The sequence below is a fragment of the Mesorhizobium sp. P2_A8 genome (assembly GCF_056404935.1).
Window position 1 is genome coordinate 374,345 of sequence record NZ_JBFUDB010000010.1, and the last position, 17,313, is coordinate 391,657.

Below are 17,313 nucleotides of genomic sequence, written 5' to 3' on the forward strand. Positions count from 1 at the left end.
GAATCTGAAACGTTACAGATTTTGGATACGGGAATTGCGCGGACTGCGCAACCCCATGAACGAAGCGAGTTCGACATTTTTTCGAGCCGCGAACAAATTCGCACGCGCAACCACCTCATGTGCGCTGCAACATGGCTGCTGCAGTGCAAAACACCGGAATTACGCGTGAAAACCGGCAAAAGGTGGTGGCGAGGGCGATTTCTTCTGGAATCCCAATGGGTTTCGCAACGAGCGCTGCATCTCGCCAAGAGCGGTCGCGCATCTCGACATTGGCAATCTGTAACGTTTCAGTATATTGAAGCCTCGACGGGGCTGGAGCGCATATCGTATCGCTATGGCGGCGATTGCCGACCCGGCCTGCGGCTGCTATGCGCCTGACGGGCGGGACGAATGGACAGACGGCGTACGGAAAAGAACGAGGAGGCGTTGGCGCAGGGCCGGCCGACGTTGAAGACGCTTGCCTTCATGACCGGGCTCGGCGTCACCACCGTATCGCGCGCCTTGAAGGACGCCCCGGAAATCGGCGCCGAAACCAGGCGCCGTGTTCAGCTCGTCGCCAAGCAGATCGGCTACCGGCCGAACCGTGCCGGCGTGCGCCTGCGCACCGGCAGGACCAATGTCATCAGCCTCGTGCTTAACACCGATCGCGAGATCATGAGCTTCGTCTCGGACATCATCTACGGCGTTTCGGAAGTGCTCGCCGAAACGCCCTATCACCTGATCGTCACGCCCTATTCTCGCTCGCAGGATCCACTCGACCCCATACGCTATCTGGTCGAGACCGGCTCCGCCGACGGCGTCATAATCTCGCGCACCCAACCGAACGACCCGCGCGCCCGCTACATGCTGGAGCATGGCATGCCTTTTGCCACGCATGGCCGCACCGACATGGGCCTCGTCCATCCCTACCATGACTTCGACAACCATGCTTTCGCGGTGGCAGCCGTGCGCCGCTTGGCGAGTAGGGGTCGGCACAAGCTGGCGCTTCTGTCGCCGCCGCCCGGGCTGACCTACTATGGCCACACGCTGAACGGCTTTGCCGATGCGCTGAGCGAGGTTGGCGCCAGCGAAATTCCGTTCAACACTGTTTCCATCGACCATACGATCGAGCAGATCAGGAGCCGGACCGCACAGGTGATGCGCCGCGAAAACCGGCCGGACGGCTTCGTCAGCAGCGCTGCCGCCGCGACACTCGCTATCGTCGCCGGCATCGAGGATGCCGGCCTCAAGCTAGGCCGCGACGTCGATGTGGTTTCCAAGCAGTCGTCGGACCTGCTGCACCTGTTCCGGCCGGAATTGCTGGTTGTCAACGAGAACTTCCGGCTGGCAGGCTCCGAGCTTGCCCGTTCCGTGCTGGGCTGGATCGGCGGCGCCGCGCCCGGCTCGTTGCAGAGCCTGAGCGCAGCCAGTGACGTTCTTTCGCTCAGCCAGGCAATATCCTAGCCAGCCGCACCACTTCCCCACGGCCCGTGGAACGCACCCGGTCCGTCGATGCGCTCGAAACCGTGCGCGCCGAAGAAGTCGCGTTGCGCCTGGATCAGGTTGGAAGTGCCACGGCCCTGGCGGTAGCTGTCGAAATAGGCAAGTGCCGAAGACAGCGCAGGCACCGGCGAGCCGGCCTCCGATGCCCTTGCCACGACGCGCCGCAACGACGGGTGCGCCTCCTGCATCAACGAAATAAAGGCCGGCGCCATCAGAAGGTTGGTCGAGGCACCGCCCTTGCTGAAGGCTTCCGCCATGGTGTCGAGCATCTGCGAGCGGATGATGCAGCCGGCCCGCCAGATCCTGGCGATGGTCGGCATCGGCAGGTTCCAGTTGAACTCCTTCGAGGCACCGCTCATCACCGCGAAACCTTGCGCATAGGCGGCGATCTTGCCGGCGAACAGCGCCAGCTCGAGGTCTTTGAGCAATGCGTCCGTGTCACCGGAAATCTTCGTCACGCCGATGTTGCCATAGGCTTTTTCCGACGCCAGCCGCTCGTCCTTGATCGACGACAGGACGCGCGCCGCCACCGCCGCCTCGATCGCGGTCGCCGGAATGCCGAGTTGCTGCGCCTCGATGACCGACCATTTGCCGGTGCCTTTCTGGCCGGCGCGGTCGAGGATGATGTCGACCACCGGCTTGCCGGTCTTCGGGTCGTCTGATGCCAGCACCTTGGCGGTGATCTCGATCAGGTAGGAATTGAGCCTGCCCTCGTTCCAGTTGGAAAACACCGTGCCGATGTCCTTGGGCCCCATGCCGAGGCCGTCGCGCAGGATGCCGTAGATTTCGGCGATCATCTGCATGTCGGCATATTCGATGCCGTTGTGGATGGTCTTGACGAAATGGCCGGCGCCGTCGGTTCCGAGCCATGCAGCGCAGGGCTCGTCGTTGAATTTGGCGGAGATCGCGGTCAGCACATTTTCGACACGCTTCCACGAGTCCTCGGTGCCGCCGACCATGATCGACGGCCCGTGGCGCGCGCCCTCCTCGCCGCCGGACACGCCCATGCCGATGAAAGTCAGGCCCGAGCCCGACAGTTCGGAGAAGCGCCGCATCGTGTCGCGGAAATTGGCGTTGCCGGCATCAATGACGATATCGTTGGCCGACAGCACGCCGCGCAAGGCTTCGATCTGTTCGTCGACCGGCTTGCCGGCCAGCACCATGATGATGATCGGGCGTGGCGGCCGGATCGCCGCGGCGAGTTCCTCCAGGCTGTAGCACGGTACCACCATGTCCTTCAGCGCGCCGGCATTTTCGACGAAAGCGTCGGTGCGTGCCCTGGTGCGGTTGAAGACAGCGATCCGGTGCCCATGCTCGGCGATGTTGAGCGCCAGGTTGGAGCCCATCGTGCCAAGGCCGATCAGGCCGATTTCGGCTTTTTCCATCGTTTCTTCCCTGCTTTCGGATCTTGTTGGTTCGAGCTCGCGGTTTACCGGGATGCCCATTCTTCGGCGAGATGATTGACGGGCCTTTCGGGCCGCGTCAACCGCCTCGCCGAATTGTGTTGCATCGATTCTCGGTCGAGTTCGTACGAGGCGCTTGGCGGTCCTGCATTACGGCCTGATGTCTACGGGTGCTTCGATCTTCACCATCTCGAAGTCCGAGACCAGGATGTCGATGCGCACCGTCCAGCGGCCAGGCACCGGAATGACGAGATTGTCGACGCGCCAGCTGCCATCGCCGGGCTTGGTCGCGGCACGCTTGAGCGGCTCGATACCGGAATCGGGCTTCGACAGCACCAGAGTCACCTCCCTGGCGTCGAGCGGTCCAAAGTCGCCGGTCATGATGATCATCGAGGCGACGACCGGCCCGGCATGACCGGGCGTGATGCTCAGATCCGCCATTGCTTGCAGCGCGTGGATGTGGACCGAGACCGGTTGCGCCGCCGCGATCGCCAGTGCCCGTGGCGGCGGCGTGAAGCGCCAGCCCGCGGCAACGCCGAAGATGGCGAGCACGATCAGCACTTCAACGCCGATCGAGCGGGCGAGCCTGCGCTGCACCTCCGTCGCTCCGGCCTCGGCCGATGCGGTGAGTTTCCAGCGATTGACGGCGGCGAGCGTGAAGAGAAAGACCAGCAGCCCGAGCTTGATCAACAACAGTCTGCCATAGGCAGTGTTGACCAGTGCCGCCGGCGTCTGCACCTGGATGATCGCCAGCACAATGCCGGCCACGGCAAGCACGGCCACTACAGGCAGGATCATGCGTGAGAACCGCCGCAGGAATGGCGCGGCCTCCGCCGACTGACCTTTCAGCGCCAGGCCGAGCGGCATCAATGCACCGGCCCAGAAGGCGATGCCGACGCCGTGCAGGAACACCATCGGCCGCGTCAGCCATTGCGGTTCGGCGGCACTGGCGTGGCCGCTGGCGGCCAGCGCGACCCCCACCCCGGCCAACCCGGCCAGCGCAAATGGCTTGGCAGCCGGGCGCGGTCCGGCCAGCGACAGCAGGCCGAGTCCCAGCGCGATCAGGGCGACCAGCACCGTCCAGCCGAAGCTGGTGCCGAGCCCGGTCCGCCAGATCACCCGCTGCGCCACATGGGAGAGCGGCGCCCCGAGTGCGTCCAGTCCCTGCAAGCCGAGCGACAGCGGTGCCGCGATCAGCCCGCAAAGGATTGCCCCAATAACGAAGCGCCGGCCGGACGGCACGCCCTGTGCCAGCCAGGCAAGGGCGAAAGCGCCGCCGACGCCAAGGAAAAGGCCGATGTAGAGAAAGACCTTGCCGATCCAGATCGCCGACCGTTGCGGCCAGTCGACAGCCTCGGACAGGACCGGCGGCTCGCTTGGCGCGCCGATGGAAAACAGCAGCGAGCCGCCGACCGGATGACCGTCGGCGGAAATGACGCGCCAGCTCAGCACATGCGTGCCGGACTTGAGTATCTGGGGATTGTCGATTTCGACCGTCTGGTCGGTGAGGCGGAAGGCGGTCAGCGGAACCGGCGTGCCGTCGGGCTTTACCACTGTCAGTACCAGCGGCGAGACCGGCTCGCTGAAGGTCAATGAGAATTGCGCCGGCGCTTGCGCCAGCACCGCACCGTCGGCCGGGTCGGTCTTGATCAGTGCGGCATGGGCAAAGGCCGGACTTGTCGAGGCCAGGACGACGAGCAGCATGACCACGGCCAACAGCCCGCCGGCAACCCGGCTGACGAACTTGCCGGCCATATGAATCATCCGCCGTGAGGACATCGCGTTCTTGCCATTGCCATGAAATGGCGGCGCATTCCGCGAACGGAGCGCGCCGCCGAAAGACATTACTATTTCTTCGGCAACAGCTTGATGCCGGGCGCCGGGTTCTCCAGTGCGTCTTCATCCTGCCCCGCTGCCGGGATCTCGATCCAGCGATCCGCGGCACCGTCGCATTCCTGCACCACCGGGAAGTAGAGCTTCTGGCCAACGGGGAGATCCGCCGTCAACGTCGCGCGAAAGACGAACTCGTCGTAGAATTCATCCGGCAGGCTGCCGCCGCTCCAGTCGACTTCCTTGACCCCATCGGTCACCGCCTGACCGTAGAGCTGGTAGGATTTGTCGTATTTTCCCTTCTTGGTCTGCAGCGTCCAGCCAGGCTTCGGCATCGGCTTCACCGCGATCACCCCCTCCGGAATCTGCACGCGCACGGCGGTCGTCGCCTTGCCATCGCAACCGTGCGGCACGCGCAGAACAGCTTTGTAGGTCGAGCCGACGGCGGCCTCATGGGTTTCGAGCGTGATGTGCGCGAAGGCGGCACTTGTCCCAAGGACGAGAAACGCGCCGGCCGACAGAAGATGCTTGTTCATGATGGTCCCTCTGATTTCAGGAATTGCTGGCCGGATCAATTGGCATGGTCGTCCATGCCGCCACCCATGCCTTCGACAGCGAAGTCGACGCTGACGGCGCCGGCCTTTTCGAAGGTCAGCGTGGCGGAGAATTTTTCGCCCTGCTTGGGTTGCCGCTTGAGGCCGATGAACATCAAATGATAGCCGCCAGGCGCCAGCGCCACCTTGCCGCCAGCAGGGATTTCCAGGCCGCCGGCAACCGGCCGCATGGTCATGACACCGTCCTTGACGCCCATCTCGTGCAGCTCGGCTTTTTCCGAGACATCGGAGGAAATCGACAGCAGCCGGTCCGGTGCGCTGCCCTTGTTGGTGATGGTGAAATAGCCGCCGGCGACTTTGGCCCCGGCCGGTGTGGCGCGCGACCAGGGGTGGCCGATCTCGAGATCGCCGACTTTGAACTCATGCGCGAAGCCAGTCTGGGCGCCGGCGAACAGCAGCGCAAACGCCAACACGGCAATGCCGAGACGCATCTCGAAGCTGCGGAAAATGCCGCCGAGCGTAGGACGCGCGGCGATGCGGAAAAGTTGGGACATGGTTGCTCCATGAAGTGATGGTCACGCCGTTGCCGGTCGCGAGCCGTTCTGTTCCTTGGATGGGGACGCCCGCGAAAGGTTCCGTCGGGCAAACAGGCTCAGGCCGTTCGCGGCGGCGCACGCGGGTTCGACGGCGAGCGCTCGCGCGCGAAGTCGAGATGGATGGCCGCCGGAAAGACGAAGGCGAGTGTTTCAAAGGAAAGGCTGCCAAGTGCGAGCCCCGCCTCGGGCGGCGGCGCAAAGGCCCCCGAAAACATACCACACCCAAGCACGCAGCATGCCGGCAGATGTGACGGCTGCGGGTTGCCGCCAGGAAGCTGGGTCGCACCCTCACGGGTACAGATGACGTTGCCGAAAGCATCGAGTTGCGATGCATCCGGCCCGGTGCCGAAGGCGAACGCACCGAGCGTCGACTGGAGCAACAGCAGATAGGCCGCGACAAGCGCGACCGGCATGCTCCACCGTCTCCCCTTCTTGGTCAAATGCCTTGCCTGTTCAAACGATCTGCCTCGTCAAGCAATCAACGACAGATACCTACCACGGCAGCCCAAGGTCGAAAATCGCCAAATCGACACTGCGGCAACGCGGCATATCAAGGTTTTTGTGACGCCCGGCTTTCAGGGATCGAGGTCAGCAACGTCTGGCGCGCCGACTTCAGGTGCTTGCGGCAGGCGGCATCCACCTTGCCGAGATCGCGCGATTTGAGTGCCTCGATATAGGCGAGATGCTCACCGATGGCGACCTCGTTGCGCTCCCGTTCCTGTGCCTTGTTCCACTGGTAGTGGTAGTGGAAGATCATGGCGATGACGTCGTAGAAATCGACGATGAAGCGGTTGCGCGACGCCCGGTGGATGAGCCGGTGGAAGCGCTCGTCCAACTCGGAGAATTCGTTGAAGCGGGCGGCGATCTCGCTTGCCAGCAGGCGATGCTCGCCCTCCAGACGGTCGAGATCGGCCCAGACCGCGCTGTCCAGCGGCAGGGCGGCGAAGGCAGCCGCCGAGCGCAGTTCGAACATTTCGCGGATTTCAGTCAGTTCGAGCGCGAAGGCGCGCGTAAAACCCTTCAGCACCCAATGGCTGTTGCGGCGCTTCTCGATCAGGCCGAAGCGGGAGAAGCGGATCAGGAACTCGCGCACGCTGGTGGTGCCGACGCCGATCTCGCGCGCCAGTTCGAGCTCGTTGATCTGCATACCGGCCTCGGCACCGCCGGCGAGCAGCCGGCGCATGAACGACCGCTCGATGATCTCGGCCAATGTGTCGGTCTCTTCCTCGGGGAAGAAATCCTCGGGACGCGGTTCGCGCAGCACAGTCTTGGCTCGCTTGTTCCAGGCGATCAGCCCGGTCTCTTCCATGCGCGCCAGGATGGTGCGTACTGTGGTGCGGCTGACTCCTAGCAATGTACCCAGTTCCGGCTCCGAAGGCAGGCTGCGTGTTTCATCGAGCAGCCTGAGGCACCTGTTGTAGGCATCCTTGTAGACGTTGTTGCTCTTCGACATTCCTGACCCGTTGCACGCCGTCGCTTGCGGCTGCTGGCTTGAAGCGCAATATGCCGTTCCCATGACCTCTGAAAAGCGAAATCGCTTTTCGGTACACCTACGGACATGCGGAACTCCCCGGCGAAAAAACAATTGACGCAAAACTGTTTTTTCACGATAAAAGACATTATCTTTTAACAGGCGCGTGTCAATCCGCCCGCGCATCCCAGGATCACCCAGGAAACCGCCCGTGAACGCCTCCAACAGCATTCTTCTGTCCCCCGCGGACAATGTCGCCGTCGCCAACGGCCGCATTGAGATCGGCACCACACTGCCGGGCGGCGCCGTCGCCACCGCTCTGATCGAGCCTGGCCACAAGGTGGCGATCAAGCCGATCGCCGCCGGCGAGGCCGTAGTGAAATACGCTCAGGCAATCGGTCGCGCGACACAGGACATCGCAGCGGGCGAGCACGTTCATTCGCACAATCTGGTTTTCGAATCCGGCCGCTTGCCAGTCGTGCCGCCGAGCGAGGCCGAGCACGCGACGGAAGCCGACCGCGCCCGCACCTTCATGGGCTATCGCCGCGCTGATGGCCGTGCGGGGACGCGCAATTTCATCGGCATCGTCGCCAGCGTCAACTGCTCGGCCACCGTCTGCCATGCCATTGCCGACCAGGCCAACCGCACGCTGCTGCCCAAATATCCCGGCATCGACGGCTTCGTCCCGATCGTCCACGGCCAGGGCTGCGGCATGAGCGGCACCGGCGACGGCATGATGGTTCTGCACCGCACGCTCGCCGGCTATGCCCGCCATCCGAATTTCGGCGGCGTGCTGATGGTCGGGCTCGGCTGCGAGGTCAACCAGCTCACCCTCTATGGCCAGAAGGGTGTCGCTGCCGGCAAACGTCATTTCAACATCCAGGATGCCGGCGGTTCGCGCAAATCGGTGGAAAAGGCGATGCTGGTGCTGGCGGAAATCGCCGAGGAAGTCGGCCAGCTGCAGCGTGAGCCGATCCCGGTCAGCGAGATCGTCGTCGGCCTGCAATGCGGCGGCTCCGACGGCATGTCGGGCATTACGGCCAATCCGGCGCTCGGCGCCGCCGTCGATATCCTGGCCGGCGTCGGCGGCATCGGCATCCTTTCCGAAACGACGGAAATCTATGGCGCCGAACACCTGCTCGCCTATCGCGCGGCAACGCCGGAGATCGCCCAGAAGCTCGACGGTTTCGTCAAGTGGTGGGAGGATCATGTCGCCAAGCATGGCGCTTCGATCGACAACAACCCGTCGCCCGGCAACAAGCGCGGCGGCCTCACCACCATCCTGGAGAAGTCGCTGGGCGCGGTCGCCAAGGGCGGCCAGACGCCGCTTAACGGCGTCTTCGGCTATGCAGAAAAAGTCACCGGCAGCGGATTGGTGTTCATGGACACCCCCGGCTACGACCCGGTCTCTGCCACCGGCCAGGTGGCGGGCGGCGCCAATGTCATCGTCTTCACAACCGGCCGCGGCTCATGCTTCGGCTGCCGGCCGACGCCGTCAATCAAGGTCGCCAGCAACTCGACCATGTATCACACCATGGAAGAGGATATGGACGTCAACTGCGGCGTCATCGCCTCTGGCGAGAAAACCATCGCCGGCATGGGCCGCGAGATCTTCGAACTGATCGTCGAGACGGCTTCCGGCCGCAAGACCAAGAGCGAGGATTTTGGCTACGGCGACAACGAGTTCGTGCCCTGGCATCTTGGTGCAACGCTCTAACTCTTTGTTTTTACGCAATTCCCGGGGAAAAGCGCTATGCGCTTTCCCTTGGAATTGCTCTAGATTGAACTGATATCTGGTAGACGGCGGGCCGGACAAGGGTCGGCAACGGGGAGGTTTTCGCATGAACAAGCGCCGCATCGGTCAGACCGCGCTCGAGGTCACCGAGATCAGCTTTGGCGGCGCCGCGATCGGGGGGCTCTATCGCGCCTGTTCGCGCGAGGCGGCGATGGAGACGCTGCAAGGCGCCTGGGAGGCCGGCTTGCGTTATTTCGACACCGCGCCCTTCTACGGCTTCGGCCTGTCGGAACGCCGCTTCGGCGACTTCCTGCGCTACAAGCCGCGCGATTCCTATGTGCTGTCGACCAAGGTCGGCCGCCTGTTCCGCCCGGTGCCGGACGACCAGGTTCCCGATCACTCCTATGTCGATCCGCTGCCCTTCGCGCTGGACTATGATTATTCCTATGACGGGATCATGCGTTCGGTCGAATTCAGCTATGCGCGGCTTGGCCTGAACAAGATCGACATCCTGTTCGTCCATGACATCGGCGCCTACACGCACGGTGTCGAGAGGACCAAGCTGCATTTTCGCGAGTTGATGGATGGCGGCCTCAAGGCACTCGAGGAGCTGAAGCGAGCCGGCATCATTTCCGCCTACGGACTTGGCGTCAACGAGGTCCAGATCTGCCTCGACGTGATGCGCCGGGCACCACTCGATTGCATCCTGCTCGCCAGCCGCTATTCCTTGCTCGACCGCAGTGCCGAAGCGGAACTGCTGCCGCTGTGCCGGGCGCAACAGACGTCGCTGGTCATCGGCGGCGTGTTCAACTCCGGCATCCTCGCGACCGGCCCGGTGCAAGGCGCGCATTTCGACTACCTGCCCGCCAGCCACGATGTGCTCGACCGCGTCGGCGCGATGGAAAGGATCGCCACTGAGGCCGGCTATCCCCTGGCCGCTGCCGCATTCCAGTTTCCCTTGCATGAGCCGGCGGTCGCCACTGTGCTGACCGGCACCGCCAAGCTGGCAAACCTGACCCGCAATCTCGAACTGCTCGACGTCGACGTGCCGGATGCGGAATACGCGAGATACCGCCCCTATACGCTGGTGCAGGAGCTGGTGTGAACCCGCATCCACCCGCGGAGTACGGGTGACCCGGGCTTCACATTCTTGCGATCCCATGAAAGAATGAACATTCCATATTGACGAATTAATGGAATTAATATTCCATGCGTTGACGGGACGGAGACGGGAGCGTTTGACGGCGGCAAGGGAAGAGCAGCGCGGTGGATCTGGCTCTGCCAAGCCCGCGAGGACTGGTCAAACACCGCTTGCATCGGCCGGGTCGATGCACTATCAAAACATGGCAACTGTTTTTTATTGATAAAGTTCTGTTTGGGCCACGCCTATCCGGACGGAGCTTCCGTAACGTTCACCGGGCGACTTAGGGAGGATTCCTAATGAAATTCGTGACCAGCATTCTCAACCGCCGCGCCGTCATGGCACTGGCAGCAGCGTCGATGCTCGCCGGCGTCATGCATTCGGCGCCGGTTTCAGCGGCGGACGTGACCATTCCGATCATCGTCAAGGACACCACGTCCTTCTATTGGCAGATCGTTCTGGCCGGCGCCCGCAAGGCCGGCAAGGATCTCGGCGTCAACGTGCCGGAGCTCGGCGCCCAGGCTGAAACCGACGTCAATGGCCAGGTCTCGATCCTCGAGAACGCTGTTGCCAGCAACCCGGCGGCCATCGTGATCGCCCCCACCGAGTTCAAGGCACTTGGCAAGCCGATCGATGAAGCCGCTGCCAAGGTCAAGGTTATCGGCATCGACTCCGGCGCCGACTCCAAGGCCTTCACCTCGTTCCTGACCACCGACAACGTGCAGGGCGGCCGCGTCGCCGCCGACGGTCTCGCAGCCGCCATTGGCGCCGCCAACGGCGGCAAGGTCGAGGGCGACGTCGCCCTGATCACCAACGCACCGGGCGCCGGCTCGCTCGAACAGCGCAAGCAGGGCTTCACCGAACAGCTCAAGGCAAAATATCCGGGCCTCAAGCTGGTCGCCGACAAGTATGCCGACGGCCAGGCCACCACCGGCCTCAACATCGCCACCGACCTGATCACCGCCAACCCGAACCTCAAGGGTATCTTCGCCTCCAACCTGATCATGGCGCAGGGCGTCGGTCAGGCTGTCGCCGAAAACAACCTTGGCGGCAAGCTGGCGCTGGTCGGTTTCGACAGCGACGAGAAGCTGATCAAGTTCCTCAATGACGGCGTCATTTCCGCCCTCGTCGTCCAGGACCCGTACCGGATGGGCTATGACGGCATCAAGACCGCGCTCGCCGCCTCGAAGGGCGAGAAGGTCGAGGCCAATGTCGACACCGGCGCCAATCTGGTGACCAAGGACAACATGAAAGACCCGAAGATCGACGCACTGCTCAACCCGAAGCTCTGAGCCGTCGTATTCAAATCGTTTCCGGGGCCTCGCGCCCCGGAAACATCCATTGCCGGCACAAACGGCTTGGCAATCCACAAGCTTAAGCTAGGCTGTTTTCCGGGGCATATCCTTGCCTCGCCGCGTGCCAATCGTGAGACCAATCTGGGAGGATTGTCATGACGTCGACGGCGCAGGAACTGCATCCGGCTCCCGTGCTGGAGCCAGGGCGGACCATCCTCGAATTGCGCGGGCTGGAGAAGCGCTATCCCGGCACCCACGCGCTGAAGCCTGTCAACCTTGCCTTCAAATCCGGCGAGATCCACGCCATCGTCGGCGAGAACGGCGCCGGCAAATCGACACTCATCAAGCTTCTGACCGGCGTCATGCCGCGCACCTCCGGAGAGGTGATCTGGGAGGGCCAGCCGGCAGCCTTGGCAACGCCGCATGAGGCAATGGCGCTCGGCATCAATGCCGTGCACCAGGAGGTCGTGCTCTGCCGTCATCTGACGGTCGCCGCCAACATGTTCCTCGGCGAGGAGAATTCGCGCTTCGGCATCCTGCAGCAGCGGGCCATGGTCAAGGAGGCGCAGAAGATCATCGATGATCTCGGCTTCGACCTGCCGGCGCACGTCACGCTGGGCGATCTCACCATCGGCCAGCAGCAGCTGATTGCAGCGGCCCGCGCCACCGTACGCGGCACCAAATTCCTGATCTTCGACGAACCGACCGCCTACCTGACCCGCAAGGAGGCCGACCAGCTTTTCACCCTGATCCGCCGGCTGAAGACCGAGGGCGTGACGATCATCTACATCAGCCACCGCATGGAGGAAGTGTTCGAGCTTGCCGACCGTGTTTCCGTGCTGCGCGACGGCACGCTGGTCGGCACCCGCAACATTGCCGAGACCAACGACGCCGAGTTGGTCAAGATGATGATCAACCGCTCCATCGAGCAGGTCTACCACAAGGAGCATTTCACCCCAGGTGCGCCGATCATCGAAGCACGGAACCTGTCCGGCAAGGGGTTTGAAAATGTCTCGATGACGGTTCGCGCCGGCGAGATCGTCGGACTCTACGGCCTCATCGGCGCCGGGCGCAGCGAATTCGTCACCACGCTCTACGGCCGCCACCGCAAATCGGCCGGCCAGGTCCTTTGGGAAGGCAAGGACGTCCAGATCAATTCCGAGCACGACGCGATCAAGCTCGGCATGGCATTGGCGCCGGAAAGCCGCCGCGACCAGGGTCTCTGCCTCAACCTGCCGGTCGGCCTCAATCTCAACCTGCCGATCTACAAGCGCATCTCGAACAATCTGCTGATTTCGAGCGCGCAGGAGAAGACGCAAGCCGACCGCCAGATCGCCGACCTCCGCATCAAGACGCCAACGCGGAACGCACTGGCTTCCAGCCTGTCGGGCGGCAACCAGCAAAAGATCGTCATCGGCAAATGGCTGGCGCACGGCGCCAAGCTGTTCATCTTCGACGAGCCGACGGTTGGCGTCGATGTCGGCACCAAGGCCGAGATCTACCGCCTGTTCGGCGCGCTGTTGTCGAAGGGCGCCGGCATCATCCTGATCTCGTCCTATCTGCCGGAAGTCTATGAGCTCGCCGACACGCTGCATGTGTTCCGGCGCGGCAAACTGGTGGCAAGCCATGGCTTTCGCGCCGCCAGCCACGAAGACGTGCTGACGCAGGCGCTCGCCGAGAAACAAGAAAAGCTGGGAGGACAGATATGAGCACCGAGGCGATTGCTGTCGAAAAACCGAAGCGCAACTATAACGTCCTGTTTGGACTGACGCTTCTGGCGCTGCTGGTTCTGCTGTGGATCGTGCTTTCCGTGGCTACGCCGAGTTTCGCCTCGGGCAACAACATCGCCAATCTTTTGCGCCAGGGTTCGATGATCGCCATCATGGCGGTCGGCCAGACCTTCGTCATCATCACCGGCGGCATCGACTTGTCGGTCGGCGCCGTGGTCGGCTTCGCCACCGTCGTCGTCGCCATGATGATCAATGCCGGCTTCCCCATCTGGCTCGCCATTCTGGTGACGCTGCTGGTCGGTGTTGCCATCGGCATGTTGCACGGCTTCGGCATCGTCAAGATGGGCTTGCCGCCTTTCATCATCACGCTGGCGACGCTGACCTCGCTGCGCGGCATCGGCCTTTTGATGACCAACGGCAACTCGATCAACATCAACAGCGACACCTTCACGGCGTTCTCACGCAATTCCTTTATCGGCATTCCCAACCTGTTCTGGATGGTCATCCTGGTGGGTATTCCGGCCTATATTTTCCTGCACCACAGCCGCTGGGGCCGGTATTTGTTCTCGGTCGGCTCCAACGCCGAGGCTTCGCGTCTTTCCGGCGTCAATGTCCAGCGCACCATCTACATGGCCTACACGCTATCGGGCCTGTGCGCGGCTTTCGTCGGCGTGCTGCTCGCCGCCCGCATCGGCATCGGCAACCCGACCCAGGCCGAGGGCTGGGAGCTGCAGGCGATCGCCTCCTCGGTGATCGGCGGCACCTCGCTGTTCGGCGCCGTCGGCTCGGTGCACGGGCCGCTGCTTGGCGCCTTCATCCTGGCCACCATCAACAACGGCGCCAATCTGCTCAACGTCAACTCGTTCTGGCAGCGCATCATCACCGGCGCGCTGATCATCATCATCGTCTACTTCGACGGGCTGCGCCGCCGGGGCAAGTAAGTCGACCGCAACTGACCGCCGGCCCTCCACACATGACGGGCCGGCGATTTCATGACAGATGGATTGAAGCATGAAAGCCGTCGTCTGCCGCTCGCCCGACGATCTTGTCCTGGAAGACCGGCCCTCGCCGGACGCGCCCGCTCCCGGCTGGGCGCTGGTGGCTGTCAGCCATGTCGGCATCTGCGGCACCGACTATCATATCTTCGAAGGCAAGCACCCGTTCCTCGCCTATCCCCGCATCATGGGCCATGAAGTGTCGGGAACCGTGATCGAGACTGGCGACGGCGTCGATCTTGCCATTGGCGAACCGGTCGTCATCAACCCCTATCTGTCTTGCGGCAAATGCATTGCCTGCCGGCAAGGCAAGCCGAATTGCTGCGTCAGGATCGAGGTGCTCGGCGTCCATCGCGACGGAGCAATGTGCGAACGGATCCTGGTGCCGGCACAGAATCTCTATCCGGCAAACGGCCTGTCGCTGGCTGACGCCGCCGCCGTCGAGTTCCTGGCCATCGGCGCGCACGCCGTGCGGCGCGCGCAGGGTCGGCCCGGCGCCCGCACACTGGTCATCGGTGCCGGCCCGATCGGGCTCGGTACCGCCATCTTCGCCCGCATCGCCGGGCTTGACGTGACGTTGCTCGACATGAGCAGCGAAAGGCTCGACTTTGCCGTGAACGAACTTGGTTTCCAGACCCTCGACGGTTCGCGTGGCGCGGTGCCCGATCTGGTCAAGCAAGCAACCGCCGGCGAAGGCTTCGATGTGGTTTTCGATGCGACCGGCAACACCCAGTCGGTGCAGGCGGCCTTCGCCCATGTCGCGCATGGCGGGACACTGGTGCTGGTCAGCGTCGTCAAGGACGACATCGCTTTTTCCGATCCGGAATTTCACAAGCGCGAGATGACACTGATTGGCAGCCGCAATGCCTTGCGCGCCGACTTCGACCACGTCGCCGCCTCGATTCGCAACGGCGCCGTGCCGCTGGCCAAGCTCGTCACCCACCGCACCACGCTGGCCGGCACGCCGCGCGATCTCGCCCGCTGGGCGCACGAGAAATCCGGCCTGATCAAGGCGGTGATTGAGGTCGGATAGGAGCAATTCCAGGAAAAGGGTGAAGCGGTTTTCCCGGGAAAAGCGCGTGGCGCTTTCCCTGGGGGTATTTGCGTCAGACAATTTAGCCAAGCGGCGGTGTCGGCTCACAGTGCCGATAGTTTGAGCTCGACCCGCTCGGCCGGGAAGCGCGACTCCGAAAACTGGATCGGCTGGCCGTCGGGCGTGACGTTGACGGCGACCGTGACCAGCACGATGGCACCGGGCTGCAGGTCGAGGTCGGCAAGGTCGGCGCCATCGGCATGGCGCGCCGACAGGATGGTCGATTGCCTGAGATAATCGTCGATGCCGAAACGTGCCAGCGATGCGGTGATCGAGCCGGTTTCCACCACGGCGGCATCGATGCCGGCAAAGCGCCTGGCCTCGAACCAGCCGGCAGCCCGCGACACCGGGCGGCCATCGGCTTCGCCGCGCGTTTCCAGCCGGATCACGTCAGTCCCCCTGGCAATGCCAAGCCCCTCGGCGACGCGCTGGCTGGCCGGCTCGACCGACGAGGCAAGCAGCACTGTATGCCGTTCCGACGCCTGCCCTTGCAGGCCTGCCGAAAAGCGTGTGCGCGCGCCGATCGGATAGGACAGCCGTTTGCGCGACAACACGAAAGTGCCCCGCCCTTGCTCGGCCCGCAGCACTCCTTCCTGTACGAGGGCTGATATGGCGCTGCGCACTGTATGGCGGTTGACACCATAGCGTTCGGCCAGCGCAACCTCCGGCGGCAGCGCTGCATTCTCGGCGAAATCTCCGATGGCGATCGCATGCAGGATCTTGTCGGCAATCTGCCGCCACAGCGAGACACCACTACGCCGCTCGATGCTGTCAGCTGGCAGCTGCCCGACCATCAATTGCCCCCAGCCTTCTATCCCTGTCATCCACACGTCATGGACTCGCGCTAGATAAAAGATATAATTTGTATAGTTGTCTATATCAATAGACAAATTTCAGACAAGAGGAATATTGCTCATGCGAGGACAGGAAGCTCATGACCAGGCCGAGCGCAAGGCCGCCATGGCAACGCTGGCGCAATCCAGCGGCGATGACATTGTCCGGCTCTGGAATGAAGCCGGATTGCCTTCCGAAGCCGAACTGTTGCGTGGTCCCGAGACCGGCCTGATCACCCTGCGGGGCCGCATCGGCGGTGGCGGCTCGCCCTTCAATGTCGGTGAGGCGACCGTTACCCGCGCCACAGTTCGTTTGCCGTCCGGACAGGTCGGCCATTGCTATGCGCTTGGCCGCGACAAGCAAAAGGCGAGGCTGGCGGCCATCGCCGACGCGCTGTGGCAGGACCCGGCCCGCCGCACCGAGGTCGAGACCGGGATCATAGCGCCGCTGCGGTCGGCCCTGATCGCGGCGCATGAACGGCGCCGCGCCGAGACGGCGGCAACGAAGGTGGATTTCTTCACCATGGTTCGCGGAGAAGACTGATGGACATCGCAGCGCAATCGATCGAGGGCGGCTTTGCCGATCCAGTCTTCAACGCGCAGACCGTGTTCCGCGCGGTCATGGACGCGATGGCGCGGCCGGGCAGCGTGCAGCCCCTGCCCGCCTTCGCCCGCCCGCCGGCGCCGCTCTCGGCAACCGCCGGCGCCGTGGCACTGGCACTTTGCGACAACGACACGCCGCTCTGGCTCGACCCGGCTTTGCAAGCCTCTACCGCGATCAAATCCTGGCTTGGGTTTCACACCGGCGCACCGCTGGCCAACACGCCGGCCGATGCGCATTTCGCTTTGATCGCCACGCCGGCAGAGATGATGGCTCTGGACGGCTTTTCGCAAGGCACGCAGGACTATCCCGACCGCTCCACCACGCTGATCCTGCTGGTGAGTGATCTCGTCTCCGGCGCCCCGCTGCTGCTCGAAGGTCCCGGCATCGAAACCAGTGCCACGATCGCGCCGGCGCAGATGCCGCGTCATTTCATCGAGCAGTGGAAGCAGAACAACCAGCGCTTTCCGCGGGGCGTCGACATCATCCTCGCCACATCAGACGGCGTCGCCTGCCTGCCGCGCACCACGCGCATCAAGACGATGGAGGCCTAG

At 63.4% G+C, this 17,313-nt stretch carries 16 protein-coding genes; 9 read left to right on the top strand and 7 right to left on the bottom strand.

All coding sequences use genetic code 11. The features are described 5' to 3' along the window. Positions 1–390: 390 nt before the first annotated feature. On the top strand, positions 391–1,443 hold the full coding sequence (locus AC1D10_RS29025) for a LacI family transcriptional regulator (protein WP_477278030.1): 1,053 nt from the start codon (positions 391–393) through the stop codon (positions 1,441–1,443). Here AC1D10_RS29025 and gndA read toward each other — a convergent pair. The 6 genes from gndA to AC1D10_RS29055 form a co-directional block, all read right to left on the bottom strand. Beyond that, positions 1,440–2,867, bottom strand: coding sequence for an NADP-dependent phosphogluconate dehydrogenase (gndA, locus tag AC1D10_RS29030; protein ID WP_477278032.1), 1,428 nt, complete (start codon positions 2,865–2,867; stop codon positions 1,440–1,442). The genes AC1D10_RS29025 and gndA overlap by 4 nt on opposite strands. 168 nt (positions 2,868–3,035) lie before the next feature. Beyond that, on the bottom strand, positions 3,036–4,640 hold the full coding sequence (locus AC1D10_RS29035) for a copper resistance CopC/CopD family protein (protein ID WP_477278034.1): 1,605 nt from the start codon (positions 4,638–4,640) through the stop codon (positions 3,036–3,038). Between the two features lie 92 nt (positions 4,641–4,732). Beyond that, the gene (locus AC1D10_RS29040; RefSeq protein WP_477278036.1) at positions 4,733–5,251 is read right to left on the bottom strand and encodes a YcnI family copper-binding membrane protein; all 519 of its coding nucleotides are present in this window, start codon (positions 5,249–5,251) and stop codon (positions 4,733–4,735) included. A gap of 35 nt (positions 5,252–5,286) precedes the next feature. After that, positions 5,287–5,823 carry a copper chaperone PCu(A)C gene (locus tag AC1D10_RS29045; RefSeq protein WP_477278038.1) on the bottom strand — a complete coding sequence of 179 codons (537 nt, stop codon included), beginning with the start codon at positions 5,821–5,823 and terminating at the stop codon, positions 5,287–5,289. Positions 5,824–5,921: 98 nt separating this feature from the next. Next, the gene (locus AC1D10_RS29050; RefSeq protein ID WP_477278040.1) at positions 5,922–6,278 is read right to left on the bottom strand and encodes a DUF2946 family protein; all 357 of its coding nucleotides are present in this window, start codon (positions 6,276–6,278) and stop codon (positions 5,922–5,924) included. Between the two features lie 137 nt (positions 6,279–6,415). Next, entirely contained in the window at positions 6,416–7,318 is a 903-nt protein-coding gene (locus tag AC1D10_RS29055; RefSeq protein WP_477278042.1) for a GntR family transcriptional regulator, read from the bottom strand. 229 nt (positions 7,319–7,547) lie between these two features. Here AC1D10_RS29055 and AC1D10_RS29060 point away from each other — a divergent pair, with 229 nt between their 5' ends. The 6 genes from AC1D10_RS29060 (at position 7,548) to AC1D10_RS29085 (ending at position 15,265) form a co-directional block, all read left to right on the top strand. Then, entirely contained in the window at positions 7,548–9,053 is a 1,506-nt protein-coding gene (locus AC1D10_RS29060; RefSeq protein ID WP_477278044.1) for a UxaA family hydrolase, read from the top strand. A 124-nt stretch (positions 9,054–9,177) separates the two neighbouring features. Beyond that, positions 9,178–10,176 carry an aldo/keto reductase gene (locus AC1D10_RS29065; RefSeq protein ID WP_477278046.1) on the top strand — a complete coding sequence of 333 codons (999 nt, stop codon included), beginning with the start codon at positions 9,178–9,180 and terminating at the stop codon, positions 10,174–10,176. 335 nt (positions 10,177–10,511) lie between these two features. Next, complete coding sequence (locus tag AC1D10_RS29070; RefSeq protein ID WP_379103096.1) at positions 10,512–11,504, top strand: ABC transporter substrate-binding protein; 993 nt, start codon at positions 10,512–10,514, stop codon at positions 11,502–11,504. 158 nt (positions 11,505–11,662) lie between these two features. Continuing rightward, positions 11,663–13,216 (top strand): sugar ABC transporter ATP-binding protein, encoded by a 1,554-nt coding sequence (locus AC1D10_RS29075; RefSeq protein ID WP_477278048.1) that lies wholly within the window; start codon positions 11,663–11,665, stop codon positions 13,214–13,216. Continuing rightward, positions 13,213–14,178: an ABC transporter permease gene (locus tag AC1D10_RS29080; RefSeq protein ID WP_477278050.1), complete on the top strand. Its 966-nt coding sequence runs from the start codon at positions 13,213–13,215 to the stop codon at positions 14,176–14,178. Before AC1D10_RS29075 ends, AC1D10_RS29080 begins: the two co-directional genes overlap by 4 nt. A gap of 70 nt (positions 14,179–14,248) precedes the next feature. Next, entirely contained in the window at positions 14,249–15,265 is a 1,017-nt protein-coding gene (locus AC1D10_RS29085; protein ID WP_477278052.1) for a zinc-binding alcohol dehydrogenase family protein, read from the top strand. 104 nt (positions 15,266–15,369) lie between these two features. Here the strand turns inward: AC1D10_RS29085 and phnF are convergent, their stop codons facing one another. Then, on the bottom strand, positions 15,370–16,119 hold the full coding sequence (gene phnF, locus AC1D10_RS29090) for a phosphonate metabolism transcriptional regulator PhnF (RefSeq protein WP_477278152.1): 750 nt from the start codon (positions 16,117–16,119) through the stop codon (positions 15,370–15,372). A gap of 121 nt (positions 16,120–16,240) precedes the next feature. Here phnF and phnG point away from each other — a divergent pair, with 121 nt between their 5' ends. Continuing rightward, complete coding sequence (phnG, locus tag AC1D10_RS29095) at positions 16,241–16,702, top strand: phosphonate C-P lyase system protein PhnG (protein ID WP_477278054.1); 462 nt, start codon at positions 16,241–16,243, stop codon at positions 16,700–16,702. Then, a complete protein-coding gene (gene phnH, locus AC1D10_RS29100; protein WP_477278056.1) occupies positions 16,702–17,313 on the top strand; it encodes a phosphonate C-P lyase system protein PhnH in 612 nt (203 codons plus the stop codon). The genes phnG and phnH overlap by 1 nt, the downstream gene beginning before the upstream one ends.

Excerpts from the sequence above, each read along its gene's own strand:
- gndA (WP_477278032.1), bottom strand. The coding sequence starts at position 2,867 with ATGGAAAAAGCCGAAATCGGCCTGATCGGCCTTGGCACGATGGGCTCC.
- AC1D10_RS29040 (WP_477278036.1), bottom strand. The coding sequence starts at position 5,251 with ATGAACAAGCATCTTCTGTCGGCCGGCGCGTTTCTCGTCCTTGGGACA.
- AC1D10_RS29080 (WP_477278050.1), top strand. The coding sequence starts at position 13,213 with ATGAGCACCGAGGCGATTGCTGTCGAAAAACCGAAGCGCAACTATAAC.
- AC1D10_RS29085 (WP_477278052.1), top strand. The coding sequence starts at position 14,249 with ATGAAAGCCGTCGTCTGCCGCTCGCCCGACGATCTTGTCCTGGAAGAC.
- AC1D10_RS29035 (WP_477278034.1), bottom strand. The coding sequence starts at position 4,640 with ATGGCCGGCAAGTTCGTCAGCCGGGTTGCCGGCGGGCTGTTGGCCGTG.
- AC1D10_RS29070 (WP_379103096.1), top strand. The coding sequence starts at position 10,512 with ATGAAATTCGTGACCAGCATTCTCAACCGCCGCGCCGTCATGGCACTG.
- AC1D10_RS29050 (WP_477278040.1), bottom strand. The coding sequence starts at position 6,278 with ATGCCGGTCGCGCTTGTCGCGGCCTATCTGCTGTTGCTCCAGTCGACG.
- phnG (WP_477278054.1), top strand. The coding sequence starts at position 16,241 with ATGCGAGGACAGGAAGCTCATGACCAGGCCGAGCGCAAGGCCGCCATG.
- AC1D10_RS29055 (WP_477278042.1), bottom strand. The coding sequence starts at position 7,318 with ATGTCGAAGAGCAACAACGTCTACAAGGATGCCTACAACAGGTGCCTC.
- AC1D10_RS29065 (WP_477278046.1), top strand. The coding sequence starts at position 9,178 with ATGAACAAGCGCCGCATCGGTCAGACCGCGCTCGAGGTCACCGAGATC.
- phnH (WP_477278056.1), top strand. The coding sequence starts at position 16,702 with ATGGACATCGCAGCGCAATCGATCGAGGGCGGCTTTGCCGATCCAGTC.
- AC1D10_RS29045 (WP_477278038.1), bottom strand. The coding sequence starts at position 5,823 with ATGTCCCAACTTTTCCGCATCGCCGCGCGTCCTACGCTCGGCGGCATT.
- AC1D10_RS29025 (WP_477278030.1), top strand. The coding sequence starts at position 391 with ATGGACAGACGGCGTACGGAAAAGAACGAGGAGGCGTTGGCGCAGGGC.
- phnF (WP_477278152.1), bottom strand. The coding sequence starts at position 16,119 with ATGGTCGGGCAGCTGCCAGCTGACAGCATCGAGCGGCGTAGTGGTGTC.
- AC1D10_RS29075 (WP_477278048.1), top strand. The coding sequence starts at position 11,663 with ATGACGTCGACGGCGCAGGAACTGCATCCGGCTCCCGTGCTGGAGCCA.